The organism is Mycolicibacterium anyangense (assembly GCF_010731855.1).
Classification (GTDB): Bacteria; Actinomycetota; Actinomycetes; order Mycobacteriales; family Mycobacteriaceae; genus Mycobacterium; species Mycobacterium anyangense.
This window is the reverse complement of the sequence record NZ_AP022620.1, coordinates 4,413,211-4,426,687: the sequence shown is the minus strand read 5'-3', so window position 1 is coordinate 4,426,687 and position 13,477 is coordinate 4,413,211. Positions and strand designations below refer to the sequence as shown.

Here is a 13,477-nt window from a genome sequence, read left to right as displayed (position 1 = left end):
ACAGACAGAAGGCATAGAACAAATGACCAACCCCGTGTCCATCATCAGCACCGACCTGGTGCTTCTCGACGTCGACGCCGGCAGCGACAAAGAGGCGGTCATCGATCGGCTCGCCGGTCTACTCGCCGGCAGTGGGCGGGTCAGCGACCGCGAGACGCTCAAGGCCGCGGCCCTGGCGCGCGAAGCCCAGTCGGCTACCGGACTGCCTGGCGGGATCGCCATCCCACACTGCCGGTCGGCCGCGGTCGGTAGCCCGTCGATCGGGTTTGCCCGGCTCTCCCCGAAGGTCGACTTCGGCGCCCCGGACGGACCGGCCGACCTGGTGTTCCTGATCGCCGCACCCGACGGTGCCGGCGCCGAGCACATGAAACTGCTGTCCAGCCTGGCCCGCGCCCTGGTGCGCCCGGACTTCGTCGCCTCGCTGCGCGCAGCCGCCTCGGCCGACGACGTGGTCGCGCTCGTCGACGCGGTGGTCAACCCCGACGGAGCCTCGGCACCGGCCCCAGCCCCGGCCACCGCACCCACCCCGAAACCCGCTGCGGCTGCGGCCAAGTCGATCGTCGCGATCACCGCATGTCCCACCGGCATCGCGCACACCTACATGGCCGCCGATGCGCTCAAGCTGGCCGCCGAGCGAGCCGGGGTCAACCTGGTGGTCGAAACTCAGGGCTCCTCCGGCAGCACTCCGGTGGGTGCGGACACCATCGCGAAAGCCGATGCCGTCATCTTCGCCACCGACGTCGGAGTCAAGGACCGTCCCCGCTTCGCGGGTAAGCCGGTGATCGCCTCCGGAGTCAAGCGGGCCATCAACGAGCCGGACAAGATGATCGCCGAAGCCGTTGCCGCATCTGATAATCCGAACGCCCCCAAGGTCGAGGGCAGCGCGGCGGCGGCCGACAGCGGGGCGCCGTCCGGCGACGTCGGCTGGGGCACCCGGACCCGGCAGATCCTGCTGACCGGTGTCAGCTACATGATCCCGTTCGTGGCGGCCGGCGGCCTGCTGATCGCGCTCGGCTTCCTGTTCGCCGGCTACGACATCGCCAACAAGCCCGAGGGCAAGACCGATTCACTGGCGCACATCATCGCCACCACCAACTCGCTGACCAACCTGCCCGCCGGCGGCTTCACCCAGTACCTGGGCGCGGTGCTGTTCACCCTCGGCGGACTGGCCTTCGGATTCCTGGTACCAGCGCTGGCCGGCTACATCTCGTTCGCCATCGCCGACCGGCCCGGCATCGCACCGGGATTCACCGCGGGCGCGGTGGCGGTGTTCGTCGGCGGCGGCTTCATCGGCGGTATCGTCGGCGGCCTGATCGCCGGGTTCGCCGCATTGTGGATCAGCGGTTGGAAGGTGCCGCAGTGGTTCCGCGGACTCATGCCGGTGGTGATCATTCCGCTGTTGGCCTCGCTGATCGTCGGCCTGCTGATGTTCTTCCTGCTCGGACGCCCGCTGGCCGCCATCACCTCGGGTCTGACGAACTGGCTCAACAGCCTGACCGGGGCGTCGGTGATCCTGCTCGGTGTGATCCTGGGCCTGATGATGTGCTTCGACCTCGGTGGCCCGGTCAACAAGGCGGCCTACGCGTTCGCCACCGCCGGACTCAACGTCGCCGACCCGGCCTCGCTGCGCATCATGGCCGCGGTGATGGCCGCCGGCATGGTGCCGCCGCTGGCGATGGCGCTGGCCACCACGATCCGACCGGGGCTGTTCAGCGAGCCGGAGCGGGAGAACGGTCGCGCGGCCTGGCTGCTGGGTGCCTCGTTCATCTCCGAGGGTGCCATCCCGTTCGCCGCGGCCGACCCGCTACGGGTCATCCCCTCGATGATGGCCGGCGGCGCGGTCACCGGAGCGCTCATCATGGCCTTCGACGTCACGCTGAAGGCTCCGCACGGGGGCATCTTCGTGTTCTTCGCGATCGGCAACCTACTGTGGTTCCTGGTGGCGCTGGCTGCGGGCACCGTGGTCGGTGCGCTGGCCGTGGTCGGGGCCAAGCAGTTCGCCAGCCCGAAGTCCGAGCACGACGCCGACGCCGCCCTGGCTGCGGCCTGACACGGCCTGACCGATCGCCCAAACCGACGTCTGGGCGCCGATGTTCGAGTAAACATCTCCATAACGTCGAGTTCGACACAACCGAAGGGGAGTTCATGCACACCAAGACCGTCATCGTCGGCTCGGCGATCGGACTGCACGCCCGGCCCGCGGCGATCATCTCCGAAGCCGTCGTCAAGGCCGGTGTTCCGGTGTCGCTGTCACTGGACGGCGGTGAGCCGGTGGACGCCGGTTCGGCGCTGATGATCATGACGCTGGGTGCCGGCAACGGTGCCCAGGTCACCGTGGCCTCCGAGGACGAGGCGACGTGCGCGGCGATCGCCGAACTGGTGTCCCAGGACCTCGACGCCTGACCTGCAGCGGCCCGGGTCTCGCCTGTCGCGAGCCCGGGCCGTGTCATATCCGCACGGTTCAGGCCAGACCCTTGAGCATCAGGTTCCAGTACAGGAATGGCAGACCGTACTTCTTGAGGTACCAGTAGGCGCGGTGCGGCGTGACCGGATCGAAGCCGGGGAACGACGGCTTGAGGTTCAAGTCGTAGTCGAACTCGGCCAGCAGCATGTCATGCGAGGACGTCACGATCGGGCATGACGAATATCCATCGTACGAGCCCGGCAGCGGGCGCCCGTCGAGGACGGCGTCGATGTTGTCCACCACCACCGGAGCCTGCTTGCGCACGGCCGCACCGGTCTTGGCGTTCGGTGCGGACGCGACGTCACCAAGTGCGAACACGTTGGGGTAGTGCACCTGCTGCAGGGTGTACTTGTCGACCTCGACGTAGCCGGCAGCATCGCCGGTGGACAGCGGGCTGCGCTTGATCCAGTCCGGCGCGGACTGGCGCGGCACGACGTGCAGTACGTCGTAGGGCAGCATGGTGTCGCTGCCGCTGGGGCCCACCGCGGACACCGTCACCTTGCGGGCGTCGGCGTCCACCGCCGTCAGCTCCGATTCGGTGTGCAGCGTGATCCCGTAGTCGGCGATCACCCTATCCAGGCTGTCGGCGATGCCCGGAATCCCGAAGATCCGCGGACCGGGCACCACGAGGTGGACGTCGATATCGCCGAGCATCCCCTGCCGACGCCAGTAGTCCGATGCCAGGTAGGCGATCTTCTGGCCTGCGCCAGCGCATTTCACCCCGCCGGTGGGCATGGTGAAGACCGCGGTGCCCGACCGGGTGTTGCGGATGAACTCCCACGTCTTGGGCGCCAGATCGAACCGGTAGTTCGACGACACGCCGTCCTTGCCGAGCGTGCCCGCCAAACCATCGGTGGCCTGCCAGTCCAGTTGGATACCGGGAGCCACCACCAGGACGTCATACTCGTAGGTCGATCCGTCCGAGCAGGTGACGGTGTTGTTGTCGGGGTCGAAGCTGTCAGCCGCCTTATGAATCCAGTTGGCGCCCTTGGGTATCACCGAGGACTCGGCCCGCTCGGTGGAAGCCGCCTTGGCCTGACCACCCCCGACAAGCGTCCACAGGGGCTGGTAGTAGTGCTTGTCCGACGGCTCGATGATCGCCACATCGGTGTACCCCTTGCGCAGCAGGCGCGCGGCTACCGTGATGCCGGCGGTACCGCCGCCGACGATCAGGACCTGATGTTTGGCTGTCGTGCTCATGAAGTATCTCGTTATCTCTCAGGCGTTTTCGCTCAGGCGTTCTGGACTGCTTCTTCCCAGGCGCCGTAGCCACCCAGGACATCACTGACATCGGCGAAGCCCCGTTGGCGCAGCAGGCTCGCCGCGACCGACGAGCGGTAGCCACCGGCGCAGTACACGACGGTCGGCTTGCGCGGGTCGAGTTCACCGATCCGGTCCGGCAGCTGACCGACCGGGATGTTGATCGCGCCGGGGATCATCCCGGCCGCCGCCTCGCCCGGGTTGCGGACATCGACGATCTGCAACTCGGGCACGTCGGCCATCCGCTCCCCCATGGCGTTGGTGGTCAGTCGTGATGCGACCTGGACCTCACCCGGGTTGTCCAGCATCACCTGGTACGGATCAGTGAGGTAGCCGACCACCCGGTCGAAACCGATTCGGGCCAAGCGGTTCTTGCCCTCCAACTCCAGCCCCGGCTCGGTCAGCAGAACGATGTCGACGTCGGGCTTGACCACCGAACCGGCGAACTCGGCGTAGCGGCCAGCCAGTCCGATATTGATCGCCGCCTCGAGGTGGCCGAGCGCGAACTCTTCCGGCGAGCGGCCGTCGATCAGCATCGCCCCGGCCCCCAATGCCGCCTTGACCTGGTCGTAGGTCATCGGTGCGGGCACGGCGGTCTCGTCCAGCAGGTCGCGGTCCTTGCGATTGAGGATCGCGTCGTAGACGAAGTACCCGGGTGCCGGCGGCTGCCCTTCGGTGACCATCGCCATGAAGGTCGCCTTGTCCGAGGCACGCAGGGCGTAGTTGGTCCTACGCTGCTCGCCCATGGTGGACCACAGTTCGGTCGACAGGTTCTTGCCGCAGGCCGATCCGGCCCCGTGCGCGGGATAGACCCGGGTGGTGTCGGGCAGCGGCATGAGCTTCTGGTGCAGGGAGTCGTAGAGCTTGTCGGCCAGCTCCTCACGGGTGAAGCCGATGGACGCCAACAGATCTGGGCGACCGACATCGCCGATGAACAGGGTGTCGCCGGTCAGCACACCATAGGGCAGCACATCGTCGGCATGTTCATAGATGACGATGCTCAGCGACTCCGGGGTGTGGCCGGGGGTGTGCCGGAACTCCAGCGCGACATCGCCGAGCGAGTAACGCTGGCCGTCCTGCACGCCCATGAAGTCGAACTCGGGCTGCGCCACCGATGAGTAGACGATCTTCGCGCCGGTGGCCCCGGCCAGTTCCAGATGACCGGACAGGAAGTCGGCGTGGAAGTGCGTCTCGATGACGAGTTCGATCGTCATGCCGAGTTCCGCTGCGTCGGAGAGGTATTCGGACACGTCACGCTGCGGGTCGACCACGACGGCCCGGCCGGTGGTCTCGTCCCCGATCAGGTAGGACGCATGTGACAGGCAGTCCAGGTAGTACTGGTTGAACTTCATTTCGGTGTTCCTTTCCGGAGTTCGGTGGGTGTGTCAGGCCAGCGCGAGAAACAACTTCTCGAGCTCACCTTCGGTCAGTGGGGTCTTGTCGCCGGTGTCGGCTCCGGTGGCGCACTGGCGCAGCCCGGTGGCGACCATCTTGAAGCCCGCCCGGTCGAGGGCCTTGGATACCGCCGCCAGCTGGATGACGATGTCCTTGCACTCGCGGCCGTCCTCGATCATCGAGATCACCCCGGCCAGCTGGCCCTGGGCCCGGCGCAGGCGGTGCAGCACATCGGTACTGCCGGTCTGGTGGTCGGTCATCATGGTCTCCTGGTTCGTGGTGGGCTCGCTCATGCCGCCACCGTCCTGCGCGAGTGGCCGATGATGCGGCGCAGCGGGCAGGCCGCGTAGTGGGTGCAGGCGAACATGACCGCCGCGGCAACTAGAGTTAGTGCAGCGCAGACCAACCCGACGGCCGGATGGATCTCCTCACCGAGGATCACCGAGGCCATGGCGAGGACGAACCAGCCGAATCCCTTGCGGAGCAGTTCCGGGTCGACTCGGCCGGCGAACCTGGCACCGATCAGGGCCCCGGTGACCGCGGCCGCGGTGACCATCCCGGCCAGCGGCCAGTTGACCTGGACGCTGGACAGGTAGCCGGCGAACCCGGCAGCGGAGTTCATCGCGATGATCACCAGCGACGTGCCGACGGCGACCGGCATCGGCAGACCGCCCAGCAGCACAAGAGCGGGCACCAGCAGAAAGCCACCGCCGGCACCGATCAACCCGGTCACCAGGCCGACGCCCAGTCCCACCGCAGCGATCTTGGCCAGCGGCAGGGTGGGATGCGACGAGGTTCCGGCGGCGTTCTTGCGGCCGCGCAGCATGGCGATCGCGGTGGCGACCATCATGACCGCGAATCCGATCAGCAGAACGGTGCCGGGGATGAACGCGGCGATATGGCCGCCCGCGTACGCGCCTGCCATCGCGGTGGTTCCGAACAGCACGGCGGTGCGCCACTGGACCCGGCCGGCCCGGGCATGTGAGAACGCTCCCACCAGGCTGGTGGTGCCGACCACCAGCAGCGACGTGGCGATAGCCTGCTTGGCTTCCATTCCGGCGACGTAGGCCAGCAGCGGCACGGTCAGGATCGATCCCCCGCCGCCCAGCAATCCCAGGGAAATGCCGACGAAAACCGCCAGAACGACTGTCGCGATGACCATCGTGGTCGCCTCCCGGAATGCCGTGTCATATACCCTTGGGGGTATCGGTCTCTCCCACGATAGATACCTAAGGGGGTATATTCAAGTGATATCAGTCATACCCATGGGGGTACCGGACGACAAGGGTCTTTGGTCCCCGTGCAGGGGACTGGGACCGGAGCACTGAAGAAAGGCCGATTGCCCAAGTAACATGCCGCTATGGCCGCGGCGGACCTCACCAGCGACAGCACGGCCCTCGGAAGGCTGGGCGCCTTCCTCCGCAACTCGGGCTATCTGCGCAAGTGGCTCATCCTCGGGATCGCGATCGGCATCATCGCCGGGCTCGGGGCGGTCGTGTTCTATCTGGCGCTGGAGTACACCGGCCAGTTCCTCATCGGCTACCTCGGCGGCTACCAGAAGCCGCAGGCCATGGAGGCCGGCGGGGGCACCGGGTCCAGCGGTTTCGTCCGGCCGTGGGCCATCCCGCTGATCGTCTTCGGCGGCGCACTGGTGTCGGCCCTCCTGGTCGCCAAGTTCGCCCCCGAGGCCGAGGGCCACGGCACCGACAGCGCCATCGAAGCCGTGCACACCGACCCGCGGTCCATCCGCAGCCGCGCGGTCGTGGTCAAGCTGCTCTCCAGTGCACTGACCATCGGCTCCGGCGGCTCGGGCGGGCGGGAAGGCCCGACCGCCCAGATCTCGGCCGGCTTCGGCTCGCTGCTAACCCGAGTCTTCAACCTGTCCGACGACGACGGTCGGGTCGCGGTGTCGCTGGGGATCGGCTCGGGTATCGGCGCCATCTTCGGCGCACCCTTGGGCGGCGCGGTACTGGCGGCCTCGATCGTCTATCGGGAAGACTTCGACTACAAGGCCCTGGTGCCGGGATTCCTGTGTTCCGGAACCGCCTACGCCATCTACGGATCGATCATGGGCTTCGCCCCGATGTTCGGCTATGTCGAGCCCGACTATCGCTTCGACCCAGCCCAACTGGTGTGGTTCGCCGTCATCGGAATCGCCTCTGCGGCAATCGGTTACCTCTACGCCAGGATCTTCTACGGAACCGTGTCACTGACCCGGCGGCTACCCGGCGGGAAGGTCGTCAAGCCGGCGATCGGTGGCCTGCTGGTAGGCCTGCTCGCGCTGGTGATCCCCCAGGTTCTGGCCAGCGGATACGGCTGGGTGCAGATCGCCACCACCCGCGAAGGGCTGATGACGATTCCGCTGTGGATCGTCCTGGTGCTGCCGATCGCGAAGATCGTGGCGACGTCGCTGTCGATCGGCACCGGCGGATCCGGCGGCATCTTCGGCCCGGGCATCGTCATCGGCGCATTCGTCGGCGCGGCGATCTGGCGGCTGGCCGACCTGGCCGGCGCCCCTGCGCTTCCCGCCGGTCCTGCGGTGTTCGTGATCGCCGCGATGATGGCCTGTTTCGGCAGCGTGGCGCACGCACCCCTGGCGGTGATGATCATGGTCGCCGAGATGACCGGCTCCTTCTCGGTCATTCCGGGTGCGATGGTGGCCGTGGGTGTGGCGTATCTGATCATCTGCCGCACACCGGTATCGATCTATCAGGCGCAGCGGCTCAACCGCGAAACCGCCGCCGCCGAGCGGGTGACGATCTCGTCGCCGGAAGTCCTGCGCACCCCCGACGACGACTCGCAGAAGTAGGCCGCGGCACTTCGCAACCGTAGTTCCACCAGAGAAAGGCTCACTGTGCCCAGATCCCGCAGTTCGCATGCCGTATCACTCACCGAGGGTGAGATCGTCGAGGAGAACGACCTCGGTTCCATCCGCCGGGTCACCGCCGACAACTTCCCGATCCTGCGCGGGCTGTCCATCAAGCGGGTGGTGATCAACCCCGGTGCGATGCGCACCCCGCACTGGCATGCCAATGCCAACGAGCTGACTTACTGCGTCTCGGGTACCGCATTGGTCTCGGTCCTGGACAGCTACAGCAAGTTCTCCTCGTTCGTCGTGACCGAGGGCGAGATGTTCCACATCGACTCCGGCTCGCTACACCACATCGAGAACATCGGTGAGGACGTCGCGGAGTTCATCATCGCGTTCCGCAATGAACGCCCCGAGGACTTCGGGCTGTTCTCGGCGTTCGGCGCGATGACCGATGCGGTACTGGGCAACACCTACGATCTGGACGCCGCCGACTTCACCAAGATCCGGCGCAGCACCACCGATCGTCTGCTGGCCAAACGCACCGGCGACGCCGTCGTCCCGTCCACCGCGTATTTCGGCGACCCGCACAAGTTTTCGCTCGAGGCACAGTCGCCCGCGATCAGCGCGGCCGTGGGCTCGGCACATCTGGCCAGGGTGCAGTACTGGCCGGCACTGAAGGATCTGTCGATGTACTCGCTGCGGATCCGCGAGGACGGGATGCGCGAACCGCACTGGCATCCGATCACCGCTGAGATGGGCTACGTCCGAAGCGGATCCGCCCGGATGACGGTGATGGGGCCCGACGGGGAACTCGACACCTGGTATCTGAACCAGGGCGACGTGTACTTCATCCCCCGCGCCTACCCGCATCACATCGAGGTCATCGACTGCCCCGGCTGGCACTTCCTCATCTTCTTCGACCAGCCGATGCCAGGGGACATCGGCTACCGCGCCTCGATCAGCGCCTACTCCCGCGAGGTGCTGGCCGCGACATTCAACGTCCACATCGACGATCTGCCGAACTTCCCGTTCACCAATACCGACCCGCTGATCGTCACCCGCAACAACCCGGTGGACGAGCACGCCCTCGGAGAGCACTGATCACAGCGGGAAGATCACCTTCTCAGCACGATTCAGCAAACACACGTGCGATGAGCGGTACTTGCGTGTCATTCTCACTGCACTCACTGCGCACAGGCGCAGAGCGACAGTAGGGGTTCACCATGGCAGCTCCAACGATGGCACACCGGCTGGCGGCCGAGTTCGTCGGGACGTTCTGGTTGGTTCTCGGAGGTTGCGGCGCAGCCGTTTTCGCGGCTGACCCGGCCGAGGACAAGTCCGTTGGCATCGGTTTCCTCGGCGTGTCACTGGCATTCGGTCTGACCGTGCTGACCGGCGTGTACGCCTTCGGCGTGATCTCCGGCGGCCACTTCAACCCTGCCGTCACGCTGGGTGCCGCACTGGCCAAACGAGTGGAGTGGAAGGCACTGCCCGCCTACTGGATCACCCAGGTCCTCGGCGGTCTGGTGGCCGGTGCCGTCATCTACCTGATCGCCAAGGGCAAGCCCGGGTTCACCGCGACCGGCCACCTGGCCGCCAACGGCTACGGTGATCATTCACCGTTCGGCTATTCGCTTGCCGCCGTGGCGATTACCGAAATTCTCCTGACGTTCATCTTCCTGCTGGTCATCCTCGGCGCCACCGACAACCGGGCCCCGAAGGGCTTTGCCGGGCTGGCAATCGGGTTGACGCTGACCCTGATCCACCTGATCTCCATCCCGATCTCGAACACCTCGGTGAACCCGGCCCGCTCCACCGGTGTCGCGTTCTTCAACGGCGACGGCGCACCCGCCCAGCTCTGGGTGTTCTGGTTGGCACCACTGGTCGGCGCGGCCATCGCCGGAGTGCTGTACCCGCTATTGTTCGGCCACGGCGAAGAACTCGCCGACCGGCCGGTGCGCGACGACGCACTGGAACGCTGAGCCACATCGCAAAAGCCCCGCACCGAATGGTGCGGGGCTTTTACGACCAGCCGGTCAGCGTGCGGCGCCGGCCGCGCCCTTCTCGGTGGACGTGCCTTCGTGGGCCAGTGTCCCGCCAGCGTTCTCCAGGTGCGCGCGCACGAACCACTGGAACTTCTCCAGTTCGGCGGCATGGCCGATCAGGATGTCCTGGGTGACCGGATCCAGCTCCTCGGTGGTCGAGATGCCCTTGCGGACGTCTTCGATCACCCCGTCATAGACCAGGTCGAGGGCGGCCAGATGAGCCTGTACGGTGTCGCGGCCCACCGAGTAGTCGTCCCACGTGCGGTCCTTGAGGATCGCACCGGGTGTTCCCTGCGGCGAGGCACCCAAGGTGGCGATCCGCTCGGCGACCTCATCGGCGTAGCCACGGACCAGCTCCACCTGCGGATCGATCATCTCGTGCACCCCGATGAAGTTGGGGCCCACCACATTCCAGTGCACGTGCTTGAGGGTCAGGTGCAGGTCGTTGTAGGTGCTGAGCTGCTTCTGCAGCAGGTCGGCGACCTTACGGCCCTGCTCTTCGGTCATACCGGGAACGGTGAACTTCGAACCCATGTGTCGCTCCTTCGTCATCGCTGTCGCAGCGACGCATACCCGGGTTCGCGGCGAGGTAATCACCTCGGCCGGCGGCGTCACAAATTGCTGATGTGCTGCACGGGCAGCCGCGCGCCGCGACGCGGTTCGTAGGCCAGACCACTGACCTCCAGCAGTCGGACCGCCCGGTAGCGATGTGGCCGAACCGGTTCCAGCAACTCCACCATCTGCGTGTCGTCGACGGGGCGCCCGATCAATGTCCAGCCGATCATCTTGGACATGTGGTAGTCGCCGATCGACAGGGCGTCGGCATCCCCGAACGCTCGCTGGGCGGTCTCTGCCGCCGTCCACACCCCGACACCGGGCAGCGAGGTCAACGCCTCGCGGGCATCGATGGCCGTGCGATCGGCCAGTCGCTCCAGGGCATCGGCGCGCTGCGCGCATCCGTTCACCGTGCGGGCCCGGCCGGGGTCGACGTTGGCGCGGTGGAATTCCCACGACGGGATTCGCCGCCACACCTCGGCCGACGGCGGCACCCGCATCCGCTCGGGCGCCGGTCCCGGCGCCGGCGTGCCGAACTTCGTCACCAGCAACCGCCAGGCGCGGAAGGCGTCGGCGCCGGGCACCCGCTGCTCGAGGACGGCCGGGACGAGGGCCTCCAGCACCCGGCCGGTGCGGCCCAACCGCAGGTGCGGTACCCGCTGCGCGGCAGCGGCGATGACCGGATGGTGTGGGGTGAAGTCACGGGCGTCATCCTCGGCACCGAGCAGCGCTGGCAGCGCCTCGACGAATTCCTCGGCACCGGCACCCCACGCCTGGCAGCTGACCGCATCGGCAGCCGCCCGCATGATGCGCGCCGTCACCGGACCGCTGGACTGCAGACTGGTGCGCCAGATCGCCCGCTCGGCATCGACTTGATAGCAGGGGTCGCCGGGGCCGCGGCGCTGCGGGGCCAGCGTGTGACCCGGGCTGACCGGTCCGGGGAATCGGACGGTGCGCTCGACGGCCAGCACCGTCAGTCGGGGTCGACGGTGATATCGGCCTTGTTCGGGTAGAAGGCCAGATGACCGGCGATCGCCGACACCGCGGGGTAGGGCTGCTCGTAGACCCAGACCGCGTCCTCGACCGTGAGGTTGCCGACCGTCACATTGTAGTAGCCGGCGTCACCCTTGAACGGACAGTGGGTTCGGCTTTCACTGCGGTCCAACACCTTTGGGTCCACATCGCTGATAGGGATGTACTGCACGACAGGGTAGGACGCTTCCTGTAGACCGAGTGCGGCGCGGGTGTCCGCGACCAGTTCACCGTTGACCCGAACCCGGACCCGACCGGCGGTAGGGGTGATCGTGATCGGGTGCTCGGCCGTCGGCTCTCTCATTCTTCGAGTATGCGCCGCCCGGGGCTGCCTGCGTGGCGGTTACGGACGACGGGCGATGGCATCGGCCACGACCGCAATGGGCGATGTCGTGGAGCGCCCGCTTTCCTCGTGCCGGTCGGCCACCTTGTAGGCCGTATACATGCCGCGCACACCGATCCAGCGCAGCGGCTCGGGCTCCCAGGTCTTCGAGTGGTGACCTACCCATGGCAGCGCGGTCAGCGGGGTGGACCGTTTGAGCACGAGATCGGCCAGCGTACGGCCGGCCAGATTGGTGGCAGTCACACCGTGACCGACGTATCCTCCGGCCTCACCGAGCCCGGTGATCGGGTCGAAGTTGACACCAGCAGACCAGTCCCGCGGAACTCCGAGTACACCGCACCAGCCGTGGGCGATCGGCACCCCGCGAGTCTGCGGCAGCGCGGTGTTGAGCACGCCGGTCAGATAGTCGATGGTGCCCTGGCCTACCGCGCCGTCCTTGTCGATCCGGGATGCGTACCGGTAGGGCACCGCGCGACCGCCGATGGCGATCCGGTCATCAGCGGTGCGCTGGGCGTAGAAGAAGCCGTGCGCCAGGTCGCCCAACGTCTCGCGGCCCTCCCAGCCGATCTGCGCCCAGATGTCCGCCGCGATCGGCTCGGTGGCGATCATGGCGCTGTTCATCGGTAGCCAGCGCCGGCGCAGTCCGGCCATCCGGGCGGTGAACCCTTCGGTGGCCCGCAACACGATCGGGGCGCGGACCACGCCCAGAGCGGTCTGGGCACGCCCTTGCTCGATGGTCAGCACCGGCGTCTGCTCGTAGATGACGACGCCGAGGCGTTCGACCACAGCGGCGAGTCCGCGAACCAGTTTGGCGGGCTGGATCCGGGCGCAGTGCGGGTTGAACGAGCCCTGAACCACACCGTCGACCCGGATGCGCTGCGCCGCTTCGGCACCGGTCAGCAGCTCGATGCCCTCGGTGCCCCACTCCCGGTCCTCCTCGACCTCGGCGCGCAGCCGGCGGGCCTGGGCGGGGTTACGAGCCACCTCGAGGTTGCCGCCCTTGACGATGTCGGCGTCGATGTTCTCCGCGGTGGTGACAGCGATGACCTCGTCGACGGCGCGGTTGAGCTCCTGCTGCCAGGCCACGACACTGGGCCGGCCGTACTTCTTGGCCAGCAATCCCCGATGGCCGGGCGCCAGGCCACCGAGCCAGCCGCCGTTGCGGCCGGACGCACCGAAGCCGGCGAACCGGGCCTCCAGGATGGTGATCCGCAGCGAAGGGTCGGCCTTCTTCAAGTAGTAGGCGGTCCACAGACCGGTATAACCGGCGCCGACGATGCAGACGTCGGCGTCACGGTCACCGGGCAGCGGAGGGCGGGGCTGGGGAAGTTCGGAATACCAGTGCGAGACGGCGCCGTTGATCGTGGCCATGAGCGTCAATCCTGTCAGCCCGGGCTGCGCACGTCTAATGACTTAGCTGCGCCCAGGAAGGCCCACTACAGTGTGGCAACGTTGCCAGCCCAAAGACCGGAGTGTTCACCGATGACCTACGCACGCCGCATGCTTGCGGTCACCTCGGCCGCCGTCCTGGCGACGTTGGGGGTGCTGTACGCCCCGGCCGGACCGTCGCG

13 protein-coding genes are annotated in these 13,477 nt (G+C 67.2%); 5 read left to right on the top strand and 8 right to left on the bottom strand.

The genetic code is table 11. The features are described from left to right. Window positions 1–22 precede the first annotated feature (22 nt). Window positions 23–2,050: a PTS fructose transporter subunit IIABC gene (locus tag G6N35_RS20985; RefSeq protein WP_163805975.1), complete on the top strand. Its 2,028-nt coding sequence runs from the start codon at window positions 23–25 to the stop codon at window positions 2,048–2,050. Between the two features lie 95 nt (window positions 2,051–2,145). After that, window positions 2,146–2,403: an HPr family phosphocarrier protein gene (locus tag G6N35_RS20980; RefSeq protein ID WP_163805974.1), complete on the top strand. Its 258-nt coding sequence runs from the start codon at window positions 2,146–2,148 to the stop codon at window positions 2,401–2,403. Window positions 2,404–2,461: 58 nt separating this feature from the next. Here G6N35_RS20980 and G6N35_RS20975 read toward each other — a convergent pair whose 3' ends face one another. The 4 genes from G6N35_RS20975 to G6N35_RS20960 are packed head-to-tail and all read right to left on the bottom strand — an operon-like array spanning window position 2,462 to window position 6,281. Beyond that, complete coding sequence (locus tag G6N35_RS20975; RefSeq protein ID WP_163805973.1) at window positions 2,462–3,664, bottom strand: NAD(P)/FAD-dependent oxidoreductase; 1,203 nt, start codon at window positions 3,662–3,664, stop codon at window positions 2,462–2,464. 32 nt (window positions 3,665–3,696) lie between these two features. Continuing rightward, the gene (locus tag G6N35_RS20970) at window positions 3,697–5,076 is read right to left on the bottom strand and encodes an MBL fold metallo-hydrolase (RefSeq protein WP_163805972.1); all 1,380 of its coding nucleotides are present in this window, start codon (window positions 5,074–5,076) and stop codon (window positions 3,697–3,699) included. A gap of 33 nt (window positions 5,077–5,109) precedes the next feature. Then, window positions 5,110–5,379: a metal-sensitive transcriptional regulator gene (locus G6N35_RS20965; protein WP_163807839.1), complete on the bottom strand. Its 270-nt coding sequence runs from the start codon at window positions 5,377–5,379 to the stop codon at window positions 5,110–5,112. A 29-nt stretch (window positions 5,380–5,408) separates the two neighbouring features. Further along, on the bottom strand, window positions 5,409–6,281 hold the full coding sequence (locus G6N35_RS20960; RefSeq protein WP_163805971.1) for a sulfite exporter TauE/SafE family protein: 873 nt from the start codon (window positions 6,279–6,281) through the stop codon (window positions 5,409–5,411). A gap of 198 nt (window positions 6,282–6,479) precedes the next feature. Here G6N35_RS20960 and G6N35_RS20955 point away from each other — a divergent pair, with 198 nt between their 5' ends. The 3 genes from G6N35_RS20955 to aqpZ all read left to right on the top strand — a co-directional run bounded on the left by G6N35_RS20955 (window position 6,480) and on the right by aqpZ (window position 9,913). After that, complete coding sequence (locus tag G6N35_RS20955) at window positions 6,480–7,928, top strand: chloride channel protein (protein WP_163805970.1); 1,449 nt, start codon at window positions 6,480–6,482, stop codon at window positions 7,926–7,928. 45 nt (window positions 7,929–7,973) lie between these two features. Continuing rightward, window positions 7,974–9,032, top strand: coding sequence for a cupin domain-containing protein (locus G6N35_RS20950; protein WP_163805969.1), 1,059 nt, complete (start codon window positions 7,974–7,976; stop codon window positions 9,030–9,032). A 122-nt stretch (window positions 9,033–9,154) separates the two neighbouring features. Further along, window positions 9,155–9,913 carry an aquaporin Z gene (gene aqpZ, locus G6N35_RS20945; protein WP_163805968.1) on the top strand — a complete coding sequence of 253 codons (759 nt, stop codon included), beginning with the start codon at window positions 9,155–9,157 and terminating at the stop codon, window positions 9,911–9,913. A 54-nt stretch (window positions 9,914–9,967) separates the two neighbouring features. Here aqpZ and G6N35_RS20940 read toward each other — a convergent pair whose 3' ends face one another. The 4 genes from G6N35_RS20940 to G6N35_RS20925 all read right to left on the bottom strand — a co-directional run bounded on the left by G6N35_RS20940 (window position 9,968) and on the right by G6N35_RS20925 (window position 13,277). Further along, the gene (locus tag G6N35_RS20940; RefSeq protein ID WP_163805967.1) at window positions 9,968–10,510 is read right to left on the bottom strand and encodes a Dps family protein; all 543 of its coding nucleotides are present in this window, start codon (window positions 10,508–10,510) and stop codon (window positions 9,968–9,970) included. Between the two features lie 77 nt (window positions 10,511–10,587). Next, window positions 10,588–11,499 carry a DNA-3-methyladenine glycosylase family protein gene (locus tag G6N35_RS20935; protein ID WP_163807838.1) on the bottom strand — a complete coding sequence of 304 codons (912 nt, stop codon included), beginning with the start codon at window positions 11,497–11,499 and terminating at the stop codon, window positions 10,588–10,590. A 5-nt stretch (window positions 11,500–11,504) separates the two neighbouring features. Continuing rightward, window positions 11,505–11,867: a DUF427 domain-containing protein gene (locus G6N35_RS20930; RefSeq protein WP_163805966.1), complete on the bottom strand. Its 363-nt coding sequence runs from the start codon at window positions 11,865–11,867 to the stop codon at window positions 11,505–11,507. Window positions 11,868–11,906: 39 nt separating this feature from the next. Continuing rightward, on the bottom strand, window positions 11,907–13,277 hold the full coding sequence (locus tag G6N35_RS20925; protein ID WP_163805965.1) for an NAD(P)/FAD-dependent oxidoreductase: 1,371 nt from the start codon (window positions 13,275–13,277) through the stop codon (window positions 11,907–11,909). Window positions 13,278–13,477: the final 200 nt, after the last annotated feature.

Excerpts from the sequence above, each read along its gene's own strand:
- G6N35_RS20940 (WP_163805967.1), bottom strand. The coding sequence starts at position 10,510 with ATGGGTTCGAAGTTCACCGTTCCCGGTATGACCGAAGAGCAGGGCCGT.
- G6N35_RS20960 (WP_163805971.1), bottom strand. The coding sequence starts at position 6,281 with ATGGTCATCGCGACAGTCGTTCTGGCGGTTTTCGTCGGCATTTCCCTG.
- aqpZ (WP_163805968.1), top strand. The coding sequence starts at position 9,155 with ATGGCAGCTCCAACGATGGCACACCGGCTGGCGGCCGAGTTCGTCGGG.
- G6N35_RS20985 (WP_163805975.1), top strand. The coding sequence starts at position 23 with ATGACCAACCCCGTGTCCATCATCAGCACCGACCTGGTGCTTCTCGAC.
- G6N35_RS20930 (WP_163805966.1), bottom strand. The coding sequence starts at position 11,867 with ATGAGAGAGCCGACGGCCGAGCACCCGATCACGATCACCCCTACCGCC.
- G6N35_RS20925 (WP_163805965.1), bottom strand. The coding sequence starts at position 13,277 with ATGGCCACGATCAACGGCGCCGTCTCGCACTGGTATTCCGAACTTCCC.
- G6N35_RS20965 (WP_163807839.1), bottom strand. The coding sequence starts at position 5,379 with ATGACCGACCACCAGACCGGCAGTACCGATGTGCTGCACCGCCTGCGC.
- G6N35_RS20975 (WP_163805973.1), bottom strand. The coding sequence starts at position 3,664 with ATGAGCACGACAGCCAAACATCAGGTCCTGATCGTCGGCGGCGGTACC.
- G6N35_RS20970 (WP_163805972.1), bottom strand. The coding sequence starts at position 5,076 with ATGAAGTTCAACCAGTACTACCTGGACTGCCTGTCACATGCGTCCTAC.
- G6N35_RS20955 (WP_163805970.1), top strand. The coding sequence starts at position 6,480 with ATGGCCGCGGCGGACCTCACCAGCGACAGCACGGCCCTCGGAAGGCTG.
- G6N35_RS20980 (WP_163805974.1), top strand. The coding sequence starts at position 2,146 with ATGCACACCAAGACCGTCATCGTCGGCTCGGCGATCGGACTGCACGCC.